This window comes from Micromonospora sp. MA102 (assembly GCF_025460765.1).
GTDB classification, from domain to species: Bacteria; Actinomycetota; Actinomycetes; order Mycobacteriales; family Micromonosporaceae; genus Micromonospora; species Micromonospora halotolerans.
Genome location: NZ_JAMWEG010000002.1, coordinates 266,955 through 285,111, shown reverse-complemented (window position 1 = coordinate 285,111; position 18,157 = coordinate 266,955). Strand labels below are relative to the sequence as shown.

Annotated in this window: 18 protein-coding genes; 12 read left to right on the top strand and 6 right to left on the bottom strand. The window is 72.1% G+C overall.

All coding sequences use genetic code 11. From position 1 onward, the window contains the following. Positions 1 to 182 precede the first annotated feature (182 nt). From NFX44_RS04750 to NFX44_RS04740, 3 genes are all read right to left on the bottom strand, one after another. Complete coding sequence (locus tag NFX44_RS04750) at positions 183 to 920, bottom strand: Stf0 sulfotransferase family protein (protein WP_262282255.1); 738 nt, start codon at positions 918 to 920, stop codon at positions 183 to 185. A 70-nt stretch (positions 921 to 990) separates the two neighbouring features. Then, entirely contained in the window at positions 991 to 1,674 is a 684-nt protein-coding gene (locus NFX44_RS04745; protein WP_262282254.1) for a hypothetical protein, read from the bottom strand. A gap of 109 nt (positions 1,675 to 1,783) precedes the next feature. Then, a complete protein-coding gene (locus tag NFX44_RS04740) occupies positions 1,784 to 2,371 on the bottom strand; it encodes a helix-turn-helix domain-containing protein (RefSeq protein ID WP_262282253.1) in 588 nt (195 codons plus the stop codon). Between the two features lie 80 nt (positions 2,372 to 2,451). Between NFX44_RS04740 and NFX44_RS04735 the strand changes: the two genes are divergently transcribed. The 9 genes from NFX44_RS04735 (at position 2,452) to NFX44_RS04695 (ending at position 11,537) form a co-directional block, all read left to right on the top strand. Beyond that, on the top strand, positions 2,452 to 3,462 hold the full coding sequence (locus NFX44_RS04735) for an NAD(P)/FAD-dependent oxidoreductase (RefSeq protein ID WP_262282252.1): 1,011 nt from the start codon (positions 2,452 to 2,454) through the stop codon (positions 3,460 to 3,462). A 97-nt stretch (positions 3,463 to 3,559) separates the two neighbouring features. Continuing rightward, positions 3,560 to 5,407: a glycoside hydrolase family 15 protein gene (locus tag NFX44_RS04730; RefSeq protein ID WP_262282251.1), complete on the top strand. Its 1,848-nt coding sequence runs from the start codon at positions 3,560 to 3,562 to the stop codon at positions 5,405 to 5,407. 117 nt (positions 5,408 to 5,524) lie between these two features. Beyond that, positions 5,525 to 5,983 (top strand): peptide-methionine (R)-S-oxide reductase MsrB, encoded by a 459-nt coding sequence (msrB, locus tag NFX44_RS04725; protein WP_262282250.1) that lies wholly within the window; start codon positions 5,525 to 5,527, stop codon positions 5,981 to 5,983. A gap of 4 nt (positions 5,984 to 5,987) precedes the next feature. Next, the gene (gene msrA / locus NFX44_RS04720; protein ID WP_262282249.1) at positions 5,988 to 6,506 is read left to right on the top strand and encodes a peptide-methionine (S)-S-oxide reductase MsrA; all 519 of its coding nucleotides are present in this window, start codon (positions 5,988 to 5,990) and stop codon (positions 6,504 to 6,506) included. 45 nt (positions 6,507 to 6,551) lie between these two features. Further along, positions 6,552 to 7,778 carry an epoxide hydrolase family protein gene (locus NFX44_RS04715; RefSeq protein ID WP_262282248.1) on the top strand — a complete coding sequence of 409 codons (1,227 nt, stop codon included), beginning with the start codon at positions 6,552 to 6,554 and terminating at the stop codon, positions 7,776 to 7,778. Further along, positions 7,779 to 8,732 carry a redoxin family protein gene (locus NFX44_RS04710; RefSeq protein WP_262282247.1) on the top strand — a complete coding sequence of 318 codons (954 nt, stop codon included), beginning with the start codon at positions 7,779 to 7,781 and terminating at the stop codon, positions 8,730 to 8,732. 20 nt (positions 8,733 to 8,752) lie between these two features. Continuing rightward, the gene (locus NFX44_RS04705) at positions 8,753 to 9,949 is read left to right on the top strand and encodes a low temperature requirement protein A (RefSeq protein ID WP_262282246.1); all 1,197 of its coding nucleotides are present in this window, start codon (positions 8,753 to 8,755) and stop codon (positions 9,947 to 9,949) included. 103 nt (positions 9,950 to 10,052) lie between these two features. Next, a complete protein-coding gene (locus NFX44_RS04700; protein ID WP_262282245.1) occupies positions 10,053 to 10,724 on the top strand; it encodes a DNA alkylation repair protein in 672 nt (223 codons plus the stop codon). A 42-nt stretch (positions 10,725 to 10,766) separates the two neighbouring features. Further along, on the top strand, positions 10,767 to 11,537 hold the full coding sequence (locus NFX44_RS04695; protein ID WP_262282244.1) for an SDR family oxidoreductase: 771 nt from the start codon (positions 10,767 to 10,769) through the stop codon (positions 11,535 to 11,537). Positions 11,538 to 11,560: 23 nt separating this feature from the next. Here NFX44_RS04695 and NFX44_RS04690 read toward each other — a convergent pair whose 3' ends face one another. Next, complete coding sequence (locus NFX44_RS04690) at positions 11,561 to 12,331, bottom strand: class I SAM-dependent methyltransferase (RefSeq protein WP_262282243.1); 771 nt, start codon at positions 12,329 to 12,331, stop codon at positions 11,561 to 11,563. A 187-nt stretch (positions 12,332 to 12,518) separates the two neighbouring features. Here NFX44_RS04690 and rox point away from each other — a divergent pair, with 187 nt between their 5' ends. Beyond that, positions 12,519 to 13,964 carry a rifampin monooxygenase gene (rox, locus tag NFX44_RS04685; protein ID WP_262282242.1) on the top strand — a complete coding sequence of 482 codons (1,446 nt, stop codon included), beginning with the start codon at positions 12,519 to 12,521 and terminating at the stop codon, positions 13,962 to 13,964. 354 nt (positions 13,965 to 14,318) lie between these two features. On the opposite strand, the gene NFX44_RS04680 is transcribed toward rox, so the two are convergent. After that, on the bottom strand, positions 14,319 to 15,275 hold the full coding sequence (locus tag NFX44_RS04680) for a YafY family protein (RefSeq protein ID WP_262282241.1): 957 nt from the start codon (positions 15,273 to 15,275) through the stop codon (positions 14,319 to 14,321). A gap of 235 nt (positions 15,276 to 15,510) precedes the next feature. Between NFX44_RS04680 and NFX44_RS04675 the strand changes: the two genes are divergently transcribed. Then, positions 15,511 to 16,077: an alpha/beta fold hydrolase gene (locus NFX44_RS04675; RefSeq protein ID WP_262282240.1), complete on the top strand. Its 567-nt coding sequence runs from the start codon at positions 15,511 to 15,513 to the stop codon at positions 16,075 to 16,077. Between the two features lie 92 nt (positions 16,078 to 16,169). On the opposite strand, the gene NFX44_RS04670 is transcribed toward NFX44_RS04675, so the two are convergent. After that, complete coding sequence (locus NFX44_RS04670; protein ID WP_262282239.1) at positions 16,170 to 17,390, bottom strand: tetratricopeptide repeat protein; 1,221 nt, start codon at positions 17,388 to 17,390, stop codon at positions 16,170 to 16,172. A gap of 189 nt (positions 17,391 to 17,579) precedes the next feature. Between NFX44_RS04670 and NFX44_RS04665 the strand changes: the two genes are divergently transcribed. Next, positions 17,580 to 18,149: a YcxB family protein gene (locus NFX44_RS04665; protein ID WP_262282238.1), complete on the top strand. Its 570-nt coding sequence runs from the start codon at positions 17,580 to 17,582 to the stop codon at positions 18,147 to 18,149. Positions 18,150 to 18,157: the final 8 nt, after the last annotated feature.

Genomic DNA, 18,157 nt, shown 5'->3' with positions numbered 1-18,157 from the left:
TGCAGCCGTCCCGTTGCGGTTGGCCCGGAGAACGTCGGGGCGGCTGGGCTCCACGGATCCCGTGAAGCACTACGAAGCCGCACCCCGGGTCCGGGGAAGCGACTTCGCGAGCCCACCTTAACCGCCGGGTAACGACAGGTGACCTGCCGCTGAGCGGGGATCCGGCCCGCGGGTGGCCAAGGTCACGCCCGGGCCCGGTGCCGCGCGATCCATTCGACGTTGATCTCGTCGGCCTGCCGCCTGTGGCGGGGCCGGGCGGAGACCCCGGCCGACGGCAGCCCGAGCGCGTCGAGGACGCCCCGGGTCACGTCGCCCGGGTCGGCCGCCAGGTCCTCGTAGCGCACCCGGTGCGGGGTGATTCCGTGCCGGGCGAACCACGCGTCCCAGGCGCCCTGGTGCTCCGCGATGGTGTGCAGCAACTCGTCGATGCCGTCCGGGTCGTAGCGCGGCTCGCCGGTCGGCGGGCCGGACGCGTCGACGGCGTCCGGCCCGGTGTCGGTCCACCGGCCGGTCTGCTCGGCGCGCAGCCAGGAGACCGCCTGGGCGAGAACGTCGTCGCGCCGCAGGTGCACGAAGGCCGTCCGGCCGAAGGCCCGGCGGAGCAGCGCGTCGTCCCCGCCGGGCAGCTCCGGGTGCTCGGCGGCCAGCCCGTCGACCATCCGGTCCAGCGTGCCCCACATGACCTTCGCCCCGAACACGCCATTGCCCGTCCGGCCGGCGGCCAGCGCCGCACGGACGTACTCGCCGTAGCGCCACTCCCCCGCCGGCAGACCCCAGCGGCGGGCCCAGAGCGGCTCGTCCGGCACGCGGAAGTACGCCTCCGGCCGGCCGGCCACACCGGTCGAGGCCAGCAGGCCGCAGAGCAGCGAGCTGCCCGTCCGGGGCACCGCGCAGACGAGGTACGCGTCGACACCTGCCACTGTCCCAGCCAAGCGGAGCGGCCCGAACCACGGCAACCGATATCGGGCGGACGGCGAGCCGAGTCCCGGGCTAGCCGCGGCGGCGGAGCACCATCCGGCGCGCCAGTTCGTGGAGTTCGTCGCGCGCGGCCTGCTCCCGGCCGGTCGGGTCGGTCACCCGGAACCCGTGCAGCCGGACGGCGTCGGCGTCCACGTCGTCCGGCCGGCGACGGCCCTCCACCACGAAGCCGAACAGCGCCCGCAGCGCCGCCTCGCCCAGCTCCAGCGGGTGGAACGGCAGCCGGTCCCAGCCCGGCACCGGGTGCTCCCCCGCCCAGTACGGCAGCTCGAACGGCAGTGGCTCGCCGACGTTCTCACCGACGCCGTCGGGTCCCACGTTCAGCGACCGGACCAGGACGCCGTCCTCCCACACCGCAAATCCCAGCCAGTCGCTGATCGAGTGCATGCCGTGGAGCACGATCCGCCGCCCGGCGCCCGCCTCGACCAGGTGTGCGGCCAGCGCGGACGGTGGGTTGACGGCCAGCCGCCGGTCGCAGAGCAGGTCCACCCCGGGCAGCGCGACGGCGTACGTCACGTCGTCGGGCGGGTAGACGGCCTCCCACAGGCACTCGTCGTCGGCACCGTCGACGAGGTGCCCGGGGTGGACCCGCCGGACCAGCGCCTCGACCACGTCCCGGTCACCGGCGGTGGCGCCGTGCAACGCCGTGGCGATGTCCCCGTCCGCGTACGCCAGCAGTGCCGTCTTCGCCCCCACGCCCCGCGTCCCTTCCCCGACGAGTGTCACCGCAAGGTACCGGCGAGATCTTGGTAGGAAAAGGCCCCTGGAAGGGCCGGTTCGCACCAAGATCTTCAAGGAGCGATCTTCAAGAGGCCGCGCGGGGGCGGGCGCGGAGGTGGGCGCGTTCGCCCTGGGCGCCGAAGAGGCTGAGGAACTCGACCGCCTCGTCGTCGGCTCGGCCGAACCAGTGCGGCACCCGGGTGTCGAACTCGGCCGCCTCGCCAGGCGCGAGCACCAGGTCGTGCTCGCCGAGGACCAGCCGCAGCCGCCCGTTGAGCACGTAGACCCACTCGTACCCCTCGTGGGTCTGCGGGGTGGGCTCGGCGGGCCGCCCGCCGGCCGGGATGACCAGCTTGTACGCCTGGATGCCGCCGGCCCGGCGGGTGAGCGGCAGCATGGTCATGCCGTGCCGGGTGACCGGGCGCAGGTGGATGCGGGGGTCGCCGGTGGGCGGGGCGCCGACCAGTTCGTCGAGCGTGACGCCGTGTGCCCGGGCCAGGGGCAGCAGCAGTTCGAGGGTGGGGCGGCGGCTGCCGGATTCCAGGCGGGACAGGGTGCTCACCGAGACGCCGGTGGCGGCCGACAGGTCGGCCAGGGTGGTCTCCCGCTCGCGGCGCAGCGCACGCAGCCGGGGGCCCACCGCGTCGAGCGCCCGGTCGAGGTCGTCGTCCATCCCCCTAGTTTGCCAGATCAGCAACAAAGTTTGCGGGTTCGGCCAGCGCCGCCGCATCGTTGCCGCAGGAGGTGGTCACGATGACCGAAGGGTACGAGGTGGTGGTGATCGGCGGCGGCGCCGCCGGCCTGAGCGGGGGGCTCATGCTGGCCCGGGCGCGCCGGTCGGTCCTGGTGATCGACGGGGGCAGCCCGCGCAACGCCCCGGCCGACGGGGTGCACGGGCTGCTGGCCCGCGACGGCATGCCCCCGGCCGAGCTGCTGGCGCGCGGCCGGGACGAGGTGCGCCGGTACGGCGGGCACCTGCTGGACGGCCAGGTCGACACGGTGACCCGCGACGGGGAGGGGTTCGTCGTGGCGCTGGCCGGGGGCCGCCGGGTCCGGGCGGGCCGGCTGCTGGTGGCCACCGGCCTGGTCGACGAGCTGCCCGACGTGCCCGGACTGCGCGAGCGGTGGGGCCGGGACGTGGTGCACTGCCCGTACTGCCACGGGTGGGAGGTGCGCGACCGGCCGATCGGGGTGCTGGCCACCGGGCCGATGTCGGTGCACCAGGCGCTGCTGTTCCGCCAGTGGAGCGACGACGTCGTCCTCCTCCGCCACACCGCGCCGCCGCTCGGCGACGAGCAGGCCGAACAGCTGGCCGCCCGGGGCGTCGCCGTGGTCGAGGGCGAGGTCGCGTCGGTCGAGGTCGTCGAGGACCGCCTGGTCGGGGTACGCCTGCGCGACGGCCGGCTGGTCGCGCGCGAGGTGCTGGTCGCTGGCCCCCGGATGGTGGCGCGGGCCGGGTTCCTGGCGGCGCTCGGGTTGCGGGCGGTGGAGCATCCGTCCGGGGCCGGCGAGCACGTCCCCGCCGATCCGACGGGACGTACCGAGGTGCCCGGGGTGTGGGTCGCGGGCAATGTGACCGACCCGGCCGCGCAGGTCGGCGCGGCAGCGGCGGCGGGCGCGCTGGCGGCCGCCGCGATCAACGGCGACCTGGTCGCCGAGGAGACCCGCCGGGCGGTCGAGGCGCGCCGGCGGGACGTGTTCTCGGCGGGATCCGAGGCGCGGGTGGCCGAGCTGGTGGCGGGCGATCGTCGCCACGGCCTCTGAGCCGCGCGCGGAGGGGTGGCATTCACGAATCCGACTTACATGGACATTATTGCCCTTTAGGTTACTGCGGGAGGGTGCAGTCGAGACGGGGGGCGACGTGAGCGAGTATCCACCGATCGAGGATCACGGGCTCATCGGTGATCTTCAAACCGCCGCCCTGGTGACCTGCGACGGGACGATCGACTGGTTCTGCGCGCCCCGCTTCGACTCCCCCAGCATCTTCGCCAGCGTTCTCGACCGGGAGCGCGGCGGCTTCTTCCGGATCGCCCCCCACGAGACCACCTACGTCACCAAACAGCTCTACCTGCCCGGCACCCCGATCCTGATCACGCGGTTCATCAGCGCCGACGGCGTCGCCGAGGTCCAGGACTTCATGCCGGTCACCGGCGAGCGGGTCACCGACGTGCACCGCCTGGTCCGCATGGTCACCATGGTCCGGGGCAGCATGCGGTTCCGGCTGGAGTGCCGCCCCCGGTTCGACTACGGGCGCGAGCGGCCCCAGTTGGAGCGGCACCGCAACGGGTACGTCTTCCGCGGCTCGTCGGCATCGCTGACCTTCAACCCGGTCCAACCGGTCCGCCAGCTCATCGCCCGGGAGGACATCCACCTGGAGGACGGCGACCTGATCGGGTTCGGCACCCTGAACCAGGGCGACACCGGCGGGGTGGTGCTGGAGACGAACTCCGAGATGGAACCCCGGGCCGTCCCCCTCGAAGAGGTGCAGGGGATGTTCGAGTGGACCCGGGACTACTGGCGACGGTGGGTCGAGCGCTCCCGGTACAGCGGCCGGTGGCGGGAGATGGTCGAGCGGTCGGCCATCACGTTGAAGCTGATGACGTACGCACCCACCGGCGCGATGATCGCCGCGCCGACGGCCGCGCTGCCCGAACTGGTCGGCGGCACGCGCAACTGGGACTACCGCTACACCTGGGTCCGGGACACGTCCTTCTCCGTGCACGCGCTGCTCGGCCTCGGCTTCACCGAGGAGGTCAGCCGGTACATGGACTGGCTCGACGAGCGGATCCGCGAGGCCGGCGACCACCAGGCCCCCCTGAAGATCATGTACCGGGTCGACGGCTCGTCCGACCTGCACGAGGAGGTGCTCGACCACCTGGAGGGCTACCGCGGTTCCCGGCCCGTCCGGATCGGCAACGGCGCCGCCGACCAGCTTCAGCTCGACATCCACGGCGAGGCGCTCTACGCCATGCACGTCGCCGACGAACAGGGCATCCGCGTCTCCCACCAGGTGTGGAAGAGCACCGTCCGGCTCGTCGACTGGCTGTGCCACAACTGGGATCAGCGGGACGCCGGCATCTGGGAGAGCCGGCACCACCCCCGGGACTACACCTTCGGCCGGGTGATGTCGTGGGTGGCCCTGGACCGGGCCATCCGGCTCGCCGTCCGCACCGGCCGCCCCGGGGACGTCGGCTGCTGGACCACCCAGCGGAACCTGATCTACGACCAGGTCATGGCGCGCGGCTACCACCGGGGCCGCGGATCCTTCGTCCAGGCCTACGACGAGAACGTCCTGGACGCCGCGCTGCTCGCCATGCCGGCGGTCGGCTTCGTGACGCCGTCGGACCCGATGTGGCGCCGCACCCTGGACGCCATCGAGCGGGAGCTGGTCTCCGACAGCCTGGTCCACCGGTACGACCCGGTCCACTCCCCCGACGGGCTGCCCGGCCACGAGGGCACCTTCAACATGTGCACCTTCTGGTACGCCGAGGCGCTGGCCCGCTCCGGTCGCCTCGACGACGCCCGGCTCACCTTCGAGAAGATGTTCACCTTCAGCAACCACCTGGGCCTCTACGCCGAGGAGATCGCCGCGACCGGGGAGCAGATCGGCAACTACCCGCAGGCCTTCAGCCACCTCGCCCTGATCAACACCGCTCTGACGCTGAACGACATGCTCGAGGTCGAGGCGGAGGCCCGGCGGCGGCAGTGACACGTCCGGACCGGGGGCGGGGTTAGTCGACGGCAGGCCGGGTAGCCACTCGCGCTGCGTGTTGCAGCGTGTTGAACCGACCTTCCTTGCCGACGACCCCAGCCGAGAGGAACGACGGTGTCACCCGATTACCGGAAGAACCCGGAGGCCGTGTCCCGGTTGTCGCCCGAGCAGTACCGGGTGACCCAGGAGGGCGGAACCGAGCCGGCCTTCGACAACCCGTACTGGAACAGCAAGGAGGAGGGCATCTACGTCGATGTCGTCTCCGGCGAGCCCTTGTTCGCGTCCGCCGACAAATACGACAGCGGCACCGGCTGGCCCTCCTTCACCCGCCCCATCGAGCCGAAGAACGTGGTCGAGGTGCGGGACTCCACCTTCGGCATGGTCCGCACCGAGGTCCGGTCGGCGCACGGCGACAGCCACCTCGGGCACGTGTTCGACGACGGCCCGGTGGCGACCGGCGGGCTGCGCTACTGCATGAACTCCGCCGCGCTCCGGTTCATCCGGCGCGAGGACCTGGAACGGGAAGGGTACGGCGAGTACCGCGCACTGTTCGAGCACCCGGACGGGGGGTGAAGCGATGACCGACACGACTGAGAAGGCCGTCCTGGCCGGCGGTTGCTTCTGGGGGATGCAGGACCTCATCCGGAAACGCCCCGGCGTGGTGTCCACCCGGGTCGGCTACACCGGCGGGGACGTGCCCAACGCGACGTACTACAACCACGAGGGCCACGCCGAGGCGATCGAGATCGCCTACGACCCGAGCAAGCTCTCGTACCGGGACCTTCTCGAATTCTTCTTTCAGGTCCACGACCCGACCACGAAGAACCGCCAGGGCGGTGACGTCGGCACCAGCTACCGCTCCGCGATCTTCTACTGCAACGACCAGCAGCGGCAGGTCGCTGAGGACACGATCGCCGACGTCGACGCCTCCGGCCTGTGGCCGGGCAAGGTGGTCACCGAGGTCACCCCGGCGGGCCCGTTCTGGGAGGCCGAGCCGGAGCACCAGGACTACCTGGAGAAGCATCCCGGCGGCTACACCTGCCACTTCCCCCGGCCCGACTGGAAGCTGCCCCGGCGGGGCGAGAACCAGAGCTGACCGCACCGCTTCCGACGAGACGCATCCGAGGAAAAGGAGCCCGACGTGGCCGTCAAGACCCAGACGCTGGCCCGCGCCACCGACATCCGCCCGTTCACCGTGGAGATCCCGGAGGCGGACCTCCAGGAGATGCGGCGGCGCATCGCGGCCACCCGCTGGCCGGAGAAGGAGACCGTCCAGGACCAGTCGCAGGGCGTGCCGCTGGAGACCAGCCAGGCGCTCGCCCGCTACTGGGAGAAGGAGTACGACTGGCGCAAGGTCGAGGCGCGGTTGAACTCGCTGCCGAACTTCATCACGGAGATCGACGGCCTGGACATTCACTTCATCCACGTCCGCTCCAAGCACGAGGACGCCCTGCCGCTCATCGTCACGCACGGCTGGCCCGGCTCCATCATCGAACAGCTGAAGATCGTCGAGCCGCTGACCGATCCCACGGCCCACGGCGGGTCCGCGTCGGACGCCTTCCACCTGGTGATCCCGTCCATGCCGGGTTACGGCTTCTCGGGCAAGCCGACCGAGCCCGGCTGGGGCCCGGAGCACGTCGCGCGCGCCTGGACCGAGCTCATGAAGCGCCTCGGCTACGACCGGTTCGTCGCCCAGGGCGGCGACTGGGGCGCGCTGATCACCAACGTGATGGGTGTGCAGGCGCCGCCGGAACTGGCCGGCATCCACACCAACATGCCCAGCACCGTCCCGCCCGAGCTCGACGCGCTGGTCCAGTCCGACATCACCGGCATCAACAACGCGCTGGGCAAGCTGCCGGCCAACCTTTCCGAGGAGGAGCGGCGGGCCGTCGAGCAGCAGGACTTCTTCTGGAAGCACTCCGCCTACGCACTGATCATGGCCACCCGCCCCGAGACGCTGATCGGCCTCGCGGACTCGCCCGTCGCGCTGGCCTCCTTCATGTGCGACCACGACGCGGCCAGCCTGGAGCTGATCTGCCGGGCCTTCGCCGGACAACCCGGCGGCCTCACCCGCGACGACATCCTCGACAACATCACGCTCACCTGGCTGACCAACACGGGCGTCTCCGCCGCCCGGATCTACTGGGAGAACAAGCTCTCCTTCCTCGGCGCCAAGGACGTCTCCGTCCCGGCCGCCGTCAGCGTCTTCCCGGACGAGCTCTACGAGGCGCCGCGGAGCTGGGCCGAGCAGGCGTATCCCAACCTCATCCACTACAACAAGCTGGACCGGGGCGGGCACTTCGCGGCCTGGGAGCAGCCGCAACTCCTGTGCGACGAGCTTCGCACCGCCTTCCGGTCGCTGCGCTAGATGGCTGTCTCCGAGCGGCTGCACCTGCCCGCGCTCGACGGGGCGACCGGGTGGCTCAACACCGGGCCACTCGGTCCCGCCGAACTGCGCGGACGCCCCGTCGTGGTGAACTTCTGGACGCTGACCTGCATCAACTGGCTGCGCCAGGAGCCGTACGTCCGGGCGTGGTCGCAGGCCTACCGGGACGACGGGCTCGTCGTCATCGGCGTGCACACGCCGGAGTTCGCGTTCGAGCACGACATCGACGCGGTGCGCCGGGCGGTGGCGGCGCGGGGCATCGACTACCCGGTCGCCGTCGACAGCGACTACGCGGTCTGGAGCGCGTTCGACAACCACTACTGGCCGGCGCTCTACTTCGTCGACGCCGACGGCGTGATCCGCGACCGCCACTTCGGCGAGGGCCGCTACGAACAGTCGGAGCGCGTCATCCAGCGGCTGCTCGGCGTCGACCGCGATCCCGTCCCGGTGCGGGGGCGCGGTGTGGAGGCCGACGCCGACTGGGACCACCTGCGGACGCCCGAGACCTATCTCGGCTACGCCCGCTCCGAGCAGTTCGCGTCGCCGGACCACGCCACGTACGACGCCACCAACGCCTACCAGCTCCCCCCGAACCTGCCCGCCGACCACTGGGCGCTCGGCGGCGAGTGGACGATCGGCTCGGAGAACATCGTGCTCGACCGGGCCGGCGGCGCCCTCGCCTTCCGGTTCCAGGCACGCGACGCACATCTCGTGCTGTCGCCCGGCACGCGAGACCCGATCCCCTTCCGCCTGCTCCTCGACGGCGCGGCACCGGGCCCGGCACACGGCGACGACGTGGACGAGGACGGCAACGGCCTGCTGCGGGAGGGCCGGCTGTACCAGCTCGTCCGCCAGCGGGACACCGTGCGGGAACGGACCCTGGAGCTCACGTTCCTCGCGCCCGGGGCCGAGGCGTACGTCTTCACCTTCGGCTAGGGCACCGTGCGGGCCAGCCGATGAGGACGGCGAGCGGCACCAAGCTGCTGCGCACGCCCGAGGGACCGCACCGGGCGAACTTCCTGGAACTGTTCTTCGACCTGGTCTTCGTCGTCGCGCTCATCCAGCTCTCGCACGAGCTGATGCAGGACCTCACCTGGGCGGGTGCCTTCCGGACGCTGGTGCTGCTGCTGGCCGTCTGGTGGGTCTGGAGCATCACCACCTGGACCACCAACCTGTACGACCCGCGGCAGATGTCGATCCAGCTGGTGATCACCGGCACCATGCTCGGCAGCCTGGTGATGGTCGTGGCGCTGCCCGACGCGTTCGGGGCGCGGGGCCTGGCCTTCGCGGGCGCGTACGTCGCCATCCATGTCGGCCGGCAACTCTTCCTCGTCCTGGCCCTGCGCGGCCAGGAGTTGCAGCACCGGAGCATCCGGGTGCTGGCCTGGTTCGCCGGATCGGCGGTGCCCTGGATCGCCGGGGCGCTGGCGCCGGCGCCGGCCCGCGTCGCCCTGTGGACGCTGGCGGCGGTGCTGGACTTCACCGGCACCGTGCTGCGCTTCCCGACGCCGTGGCTGGGGCGCTCGCCCGATTCGGAGTACCCGATCGTGGCCGAGCACCTGGCCGAGCGGTACCAACAGCTCTTCATCATCGCGCTCGGCGAGCTGATCCTGGTCGGCGCGTTGACCCTGAGTGGCAGCGGCTTCGCCGCCGACCGGACGACGGCGTTCGTGGTGTCGTTCGTCGCCACGGTCCTGTTCTGGCGGATCTACCTGTACCGGGCCGGGGAACTGCTGCCCGCCGCCATCACGGCGGCCCGCCGGCCGGATCCCCTGGCCCGGTCGGCGGCGATCGCCCATCTGGTGATGCTCGCCGGCATCGTCGCCACCGCGGTGGGCGACGAACTCGTCATCGCCCATCCACTCGGGCACACGCCACGCGCCTGGGTCGCCGTCATCCTCGGCGGGCCCGCGCTGTTCCTGGCCGGTCGCGCCGCCTTCGAGTACGCCGTCTTCGCCCGGGTGTCCCCGGACCGCCCGATCGGAATCCTCGTGCTGCTCGCCCTGGCGCCCCCGGTGCTCCTGGCCCCGCCGCTGGTGGCTGCCGTGGCCGCCACCGCGGTCCTGCTCGGTGTCGCCGTCGCCGACACGGTCCGCGCGCACCGGGGCCCACCCGAGTCGCCGTCACCCCCGGGGCGACGCACCTCCGCATGATCATCGCGGCGCGCCCCGCCGATGAAGCCGGCGGCGGACGGGAGGCCCATGGGGCTGGCCCGCGTCGTAGGCTGCATCCGCACCTGACGGGCGGGAGGCTGAGGTGGCCGAGACGACGCTGGCCGGGGTGATGGCCGAGCTGGCCCAACTGGAGGACCCGAAGGCACGCGTGGTGAACGAGCGGCACGGTGACGATCACGGCGTGAACCTGAGCAGGCTGCGCGCGCTCGCGAAGCGGCTCAAGACGCAGCAGGAACTCGCGCGCCAGCTCTGGGCGACCGACGACAGCGCGGCGCGACTGCTGGCCATCCTGATCTGCCGCCCGAAGGCGTTCGCGCGCGACGAGTTGGACGCCATGTTGCGCGAGGCGCGCACCCCCAAGGTGCACGACTGGCTCGTGAACTACGTGGTGAAGAAGAACCCCCACGCGGAAGAGCTGCGGGTCGCCTGGTTCGCCGATCCGGATCCCGTGGTCGCGAGCGCCGGCTGGGCGCTGACCACGGAACGCGTGGCGAAGAGGCCCGAAGGCCTCGACCTGGCCGCGCTGCTCGACGTCATCGAGGCGGAGCTGAAGGACGCCCCGGCCCGGCTGCAGTGGGCGATGAACCACTGCCTGGCGCAGATCGGAATCGAGGACGCCGCGCTCCGCGCCCGCGCCATCGACATCGGCGAGCGCCTGGAGGTGCTCAAGGACTACCCGACTCCCCCGGGCTGCACGTCGCCGTACGCGCCCATCTGGATCGCCGAGATGGTGCGCCGACAGCACGACCGGTAGGCGTGGCCCGGGGATGCAGGCGGCGGCAGTGAAGGGTTGCTCATGGACGGCACGGAACAACGGCATCGGCCCATCGCCCTGGTGACCGGTGCGGGCCGCAGCGCCGGCATCGCCGCCTCGGTGGTGCTGACGCTGGCTCAGCGCGGCTGGGACGTCGGGTTCACCTACTGGACCCCGTACGACGAGCGGATGCCCTGGGGCGCCGACCCCGAGGCGGTGACGCGACTCGGCGACCAGGCCGGCGCGCACGGGGCGACCACCGCCGCGATCGAGGCGGACCTCAGTGATCCGGGGGCCACGGCTGCGGTCTTCGAGGCCGTGGAGCGGGAGCTGGGTCCGGTCACCGCGCTCGTCCTCGCCCACTGCGAGAGTGTCGACTCGGGCCTGCTCGACACCAGCATCGAGAGCTTCGACCGGCACTTCGCGGTCAACGCCCGGGCGAGCTGGCTCCTGATCCGCGAGTACGCCCGACGGTTCCGAGGGCCGCACGGCACCGGACGCGTCATCAGCCTGACCAGTGACGCCACCGTCGGGAACCTGCCCTACGGAGCCAGCAAGGGCGCTCTCGACCGGATCACCCTGGCCGCCGCCCAGGAACTGGCCCACCTCGGCGTGACCGCCAACGCCATCGATCCGGGACCCACCGACACCGGCTGGATGACGGCTGAGGTCAAGGATGCCGTCCTGCGCTCCACGCCGCTCGGTCGCCTCGGGCATCCGCAGGACTGCGCGAACCTCGTCGCGTTCCTGTGCTCACCCGAGGGTGGCTGGATCAACGGTCAACTCCTGCACAGCGACGGCGGCCTCGCCTGACCGGGACGGCGCGTCCAACGGCGTCACCGTCGGACGCGCAGCACGCCGGTCAGCATCGGGAGGGTGAACTCGCCGAGTGCGGTTTCGGGCCGGCTCCCGAGGAAGGCGCGGATCCGGCCGAGCGTGGCCTCCAGGTCCGGTTCCGGCATGACCAGCATTCCGGCGCGTGTCGCGAGGGTCGCGACGAGGGAATCGGCGGTGCGGCGCTGCCCGTGCGCGAACTCGGCCTGCTCGGGCGAGCCGAACCGGGAGACGAGGCCGCCGCCGGGGGAGCACAGGTCCGCCGTCGCGGCGCGCCACCTGCTCAGCGTGTCACGCGGGCCGATGGCCGCGCTCCCGCTGACCCGTTCCAGCCCGGCGATCCAGTCGACCCGGTCGTCCATGACGTTCCACAGGCCGGCCAGGATGCCCCCCGGCGCGAGGACCCTGGCGATCTCCGGACCGGCGACGGCCATGTCGAACCAGTGCAGGGCGTTGCCGGCCAGCACGGCGTCGACGGACGCGTCCGGCAGCCGGATCTGCTCGGCGCTGCCGGGCAGGGCGCGGACGGCCGGCAGCGCACGGCGCAGCTCGGTCAGCATCCCCGGGTCGGGTTCGACCGCCACGACGTCGGCACCGGACGCGACCAACGTGGCGGTCAGCTTGCCGGTTCCGGCGCCGAGGTCGAGCACCCGCGGGCCGGGCGCGGGCTCCAGCGCCCAGCGCACGGCGGCCTGCGCGTAGTCCGGGCGGTGCTCGGCGTAGGCGGCGGCCGCCGCGCCGAACGACGATCCGAGAAGTAGCCGATCCTCCACACGGTCACCCTAGCCAGTCCGACCCAGGCTCGGAGGTGCCCGGCCGGGCGCTGTCGAGGGCCGGAAAACAACAAAGGCAAGGAGGAGAACTCCTTGCCACTGTCAACGTATACCGCACCCCCGGGCTTGCGGCAAGACCCCGGTCGTGGCGCACAGTGGTCCGCCGGGCACACACCATGGGGGAAGCATGTTCGATGTGATCGTCGTCGGCGGCGGGCCGACCGGCATGATGCTGGCGAGTGAGCTGCGCCTGCGGGGCGTCACCGTTCTCGTGCTGGAGAAGGAGGCCGAGCCGCCGCCGTTCGTGCGGTCGCTCGGGCTGCACGTGCGCAGCATCGAGGTGCTGGATCAGCGAGGGCTGTTGGAACGGTTCCTCGAGAACGGCAGGCGGCACCCGATCCGGGGATTCTTCGCGGGCATCGACAAGCCCGCTCCCACCGGGCTGGACACCGCACACGGATACGTGCTCGGCATCCCGCAGACGCTCACCGACCGGCTGCTCGCCGAGCACGCGGCCGATGTCGGCGCCGAGATCCGGCGCGGCTGTGCGGTGGTCGGCCTGGAGCAGGACGACGACGGCGTCACCGTCCACTGCGGGCCGGGAGCCGCGCCGCCGTTGCGGGCGCGGTTCGCCGTCGGCTGCGACGGTGGGCGCAGCACCGTCCGGAAGCTGCTCGGGGTCGGGTTCCCCGGCGAGCCGTCGAGGATCGACACGCTGCTGGGCGAGATGGAGGTGACGGCGTCCCCGGACGACATCACCGAGGTGATGACCGAGGTCCGCAAGACCGAGAAGCGGTTCGGGATCGGGCCGTCGGACAAGCCGGGCGTGTTCCGGGCGGTCGTGCCGGCGGAGGGCGTGGTCGAGGACCGTTCGGTGCCGCCGACGTTCGAGGAGTTCACGCAACAGTTGCGCAGGTACGCCGGCACCGACTTCGGCGTGCACTCCCCCCGCTGGCTGTCGCGCTTCGGTGACGCGACCCGCCAGGCCGAGCGCTACCGGGTCGGACGGGTGTTCCTGGCCGGCGACGCCGCCCACGTCCACCCGCCAATGGGCGGGCAGGGGCTCAATCTCGGGATCCAGGACTCGTTCAACCTGGGTTGGAAGCTCGCGGCGGCCGTCAACGGCTGGGCGCCGGACGACCTGCTGGACAGCTACGAGGCCGAGCGGCATCCGGTCGCCGCCGACGTGCTGGACAACACCCGTGCACAGATGCAGCTGACGACCAACGAGCCCGGGCCGCAGGCGGTGCGGCGGTTGTTGGCGCAGCTCATGGACTTCGACGACGTCAACCGGTTCCTGATCGAGAAGATCACGGCCATCGGCGTCCGGTACGACTTCGGCGCGGGCCATGACCTGCTCGGGCGACGGCTGCGCGACGTCCACCTGAAGCGCGGGCGCCTGTTCGAGCTGATGCGCACCGGCAGCGGGCTGCTGCTCGACCGGACGGGACGGCTCACGGTGGACGGCTGGGCCGACCGTGTCGACCACATCGCGGAGATCGGCGACGAGTTGGACGTGCCGGCGCTCCTGCTGCGGCCGGACGGGCACGTCGCGTGGGTCGGGGACGATCAGCGGCCGCTGGAGGTCGCGCTGGCCAGGTGGTTCGGCGCAGCGGGAGTTCGGCCGGCCTGAGCGCTGGTGACGGTACCGGCGGTCAGTGAATCCGCAGGGAAGCGGCCGACCAGGCGCGGTTCCGGTATCGGGAGTTCCGCGATCATCTCCGGTGGGACATCGCCGCCGACACGTTGGTGCTCACCGGTAGCCGCGAGGCGTTCGAACGGGAAGCCGACCAGGTCCGCGGCCTGGCCGAGGAGTGTCCGGCTCACCGTGCCCGCGTGCCGGGCACGCACTGCTGCGCGGAGATCGGCATGGGCCGGCCCCGGCACCACCCCGGTCGACGCCGGCCGCACGCCCTACTGCACGCCGAATACTCGCGGTAGTACCGGAAGCCGGTCGGGACAGACGAAGGCCGGGCCGGACCGCTGCTCACCTGCCGGCGTCGGCGCGCAGTCGGGCTGCCAGGGCGTGTATCTCGCCCCTGAGTTCGTCCGGCCGGTCGATCGTGAACGGCCAGCCGAGCCCGGCGAGCATCTGCGCGGCGCCGTCGAGCCGTTCGACCCGGGCCGTGAGACGCACCCCGTCGGGCACCTCGGTGAGCGTGCCGGCCGACGGCGGGATCCGGCGCTGCGCCTGCGCCAGGCTGGTGTGCAGCACCACGGAGATGTCGTGCGCGTACGGCACGGCGGCCAGACCGGCCAGCACCTGCGTGGTGGGATCGAAGCCGGCCGGGATGTCGAACCCGCCCGGGACCGGCCGGGCCGTCCCGATCCGGTCGAGCCGGAACGTTCGCACGGCCCCGCGGTCGTGGTCGTGACCGGTGACGTACCACCGGCCAGCATGGAAGACCAGCCCGTACGGGTCGATCCGGCGCACGCCGGACCGTCCGTGCCAACTGGTGTAGGCGATGCTCACCGGTTGCTGATGGCGGGCCGCGTCCGCGAGCACCAGCAGCACCTCGATGTCGGGCGAGGCGGGCTGACGGACCTGGGCGGTGAAGTCCACGGTGGCCAGCAGCGAGTCGATCCGCCGGGCGAGGACGGCCGGCAGTACCCGCCGGATCTTCGCGGTCGCGCTCTCGGTGGCCGCGCCGCCGGCGGTGGCCAGGCCCGCCCGGTTGGCGGCGACCAGACCGAGCATGACGGCGACCGCCTCCTCATCGGTGAGCATGAGCGGCGGCAGTTTGTAGCCGGGTGCCAGCCGGTACCCGCCGTAGCGACCGCGCCGGGCCTCGACCGGGATGCCCAGGTCGGCGAGGTGCGTGGCGTAGCGGCGGACCGTGCGCTCGTCGACGCCGAGCCGGCCCGCCAGGTCGGCGACGGTGAAGCTGCCACCGGCCTGGAGGATCTCCAGCAGGGCCAGTACGCGCGCGGTGGGCCGGGTCAACAGTCTCGTTCCTGATCCGGGCGGAATCTGTCCGGTATTGATCGTAGCGTCTCCTGCATGACGACATTCGTACTGGTTCCCGGGTTCTGGCTGGGCGCGTGGGCCTGGCGCCCGGTCACCGCCGCGCTGCGTGGGCTCGGCCACGAGGTGTACCCGCTGAGCCTGACCGGCCTGGGCGAACGCGCCCACCTCGCCCGCCCGGACACCGACCTCGACGTCCACGTCACGGACGTTCGTGAACCTGCTCCGCTTCGAGGACCTGCGCGACGTGGTCCTCGTCGGGCACAGCTACGCCGGTGCGGTCGTGACCACCGCCGCCGCCGACCGCATGCCCGACCGCATCGCCCAGCTGGTCTTCGTCGACACCGGCCCGCTGCCCGACGGGGTGGCGAACGACGAGTTCAGCCCACCCCAGGAACGCGACCGCAACGCGGCGATGGTCGCCGAACACGGCGACGGCTGGCGGCTGCCTCCCCCACCGTGGGCCGAAGTGGCGGCGGGAGCGGCAGACGTCGACGAGTCCGTCGTCGCGCTGCTCGACGAGCGGTCGGTGGCCCAACCGTGGGCGACCGCCACCGCCCCGGTGCGGCTCACCGGGGCGTGGGAGAAGCTGCCCCGCCTCGGCGTGCTGTCAAGCTTCACCGCCGAACAGGTACGCCAGATGGCCACCACCGTGCCGCTGTGCCGGCACCTGGCCGGCGACTCGTGGCGGTACGAGGAACTGCCGACATGGCACTGGCCGATGCTCAGCCGGCCGGCCGAGCTGGCCCGGATCCTGCACCACGCCAGGCCCACGACATGACCTGCGGCGCCCGGGTGAGGTGACGGCGTTCGGACCAGGAACGCAGGGGCAGACCTCGGGACGGGGGGTGGTCGACCGGCCGGAGCATCCGGTCAGTCCGAGGCAGCGCCCGGGGAAGCCTGCCGCCGCACGAAGAGGTCCGCCTCCAGCAGCCGGCCGGAGAGCCGGCCCGCCTCGTGGATCTCGTCGGCGGTCATTCGTGGCACGATCGCGTGTGCGTCGTGGATGCCGTCGCCGCTGCCGGCGTTGAGCATGGCGAGGTACCACCGGAGTGCCTGCACGAGGTCGACCGCCCCGCCGAATCCGTCGCGGTACCAGCAGGCCGCCGCGAACATGCTGCCCTTGTCGCCGGCCTCGGCGCCGCGCACGTACCACTGCAACGCTTCCGCGTCGAGGTCACGCTCGCTGAGCCGGTCACCCAGCCGTGGGTACGCCTCGGTGACTCCGGCCTCAGCCGCTTGGCGCAGCCAGTCCACCGCCTCGTCCGACCCGCCGGACAGCACGCCGAGGTTGAACGCGGCGAGCGGATCCCCTGCCTCGGCTGCGGCCTGGTAGAGAGCGGTCGCCCGGAGGACGTCCGGTGTCGTGCCGATGCCGTGTTGGACCAGGTACCCGAGCGTGCGCTGGGCGACCGGATCCCCGTCGTCCGCCGATACGCTCAGCAGCTTCACGCCGCCGGCCGGATCCCCGAGATGGAAGGCGCGGATCACGCCGAGCATCGTGCGCGCCCGGCGGTCCACCGAAGCAGGCATGCGCAGCTTCGGCGCGAGCAGAGTCAGTTCGCGCTCGGCCATCTCATGGCCGGCCTTGGCGGCCTCCAGGTACCAGAACGCCGCCTCCGGCAGGTCCACCTTGTGGTACGCGAAGAGGGTGCCCAGATCGTGCAGCGCCTGCGCCTCCCCGGCGGCCGCGGCCATCCGCCAGTGTCGCTCGGCCTCGTCCTGGTCGACCGGCACGCCCTGACCGGTGCCGTACATCAGCCCGACCATCCGCAGCGCGGGCACACCACCCAGCTCGGCCGAGCGCTGATACCACCGAAACGCCGCCGCCTGGTCCTGCGCCACACCCCGGCCCGTGGCGTACAGCACCCCGAGGTTGTGAGCCGCCTCCGCATTGCCCAACTCGACCGCACGCTCGTACAACCCGCGGGCCCGCACCGGATCAGCCGGCTCGCCGTGACCGCTGCTGGCCAGCTGCCCCAGCAGCAGCAGCGCCCGGCCATCCGGCCCGGCCAGCTCCAACTGCTCACGGGCCTCTTCGAAGGCCCCGCGCTGCGCAGCGAGCACCCCACGGTCGTACGGCTGCAGTGTCACGCCGGGCAGTGTAGGGCGGTTGCGGACGTGTCACCCAGGTCCCGAGCCTGATCTCATGGAGTGTCTCCACCCGCTCGGCGTTCAGCTGCTGAATCCCGTGCACCCCAGTGCTCGACCAGCGCCGGTCTCGGCCGACGAGGCACGCCCATCCGCTGGTCGGACCGGACGCCGGGAATACCATGTCCTCTCGTGTCATCCGAGCAGGTCACCGTCGGCCCGGTCGAACTCGGCTACACCCTTGCCGAGGACGATCTGCTCGACGGCTTCGTCGCCCATCGGCGCCGCGTCCGGCGCCCCTGGCTGGTCCCGGTGCTGATCGGCGCCGCGCTCGTCGGGCTTCTCCTCGGACGCGTCCTTGCTGGCGGCTCCTGGGCGATGTCGGCGGTTGACGCCGCAGCCCTCGCCATGGTGGTGCTCGTCGGCATCGGGCTCGGCCTGCTGCTGTTCCGGCTCCTCGTCGCCGCCCGCTGGATGTATCGCTGGCAGGTACGCCTGCTCATGCGCGGGAATCCCTGGCTGTCCGAGCCTATCCGCGCCACGGTGGATGACACGGGGCTACGTCTCCGCAGCGCGAGCCGGAGCGAGACAGCCGCGTGGTCGCAATACCTGCGGTATGTCGAGACGGACCGGTCGTTCGTCCTGCGCGCGTCCGAGCGGCTTGGTGCGGTGGTACTCGTACTGCCCAAGCGTGGGTTGGTGGCGGGGGATCCCGCGCGGCTGCGGGCGTTGCTCGACACCCACTGCCACCAGAGTGATTGACGGCCGGC

Coding starts and splice junctions, on each gene's coding strand:
- NFX44_RS04740 (WP_262282253.1), bottom strand. CDS start 2,371: ATGGACGACGACCTCGACCGGGCGCTCGACGCGGTGGGCCCCCGGCTG.
- NFX44_RS04735 (WP_262282252.1), top strand. CDS start 2,452: ATGACCGAAGGGTACGAGGTGGTGGTGATCGGCGGCGGCGCCGCCGGC.
- msrA (WP_262282249.1), top strand. CDS start 5,988: ATGACCGACACGACTGAGAAGGCCGTCCTGGCCGGCGGTTGCTTCTGG.
- NFX44_RS04710 (WP_262282247.1), top strand. CDS start 7,779: ATGGCTGTCTCCGAGCGGCTGCACCTGCCCGCGCTCGACGGGGCGACC.
- NFX44_RS04705 (WP_262282246.1), top strand. CDS start 8,753: ATGAGGACGGCGAGCGGCACCAAGCTGCTGCGCACGCCCGAGGGACCG.
- NFX44_RS04695 (WP_262282244.1), top strand. CDS start 10,767: ATGGACGGCACGGAACAACGGCATCGGCCCATCGCCCTGGTGACCGGT.
- rox (WP_262282242.1), top strand. CDS start 12,519: ATGTTCGATGTGATCGTCGTCGGCGGCGGGCCGACCGGCATGATGCTG.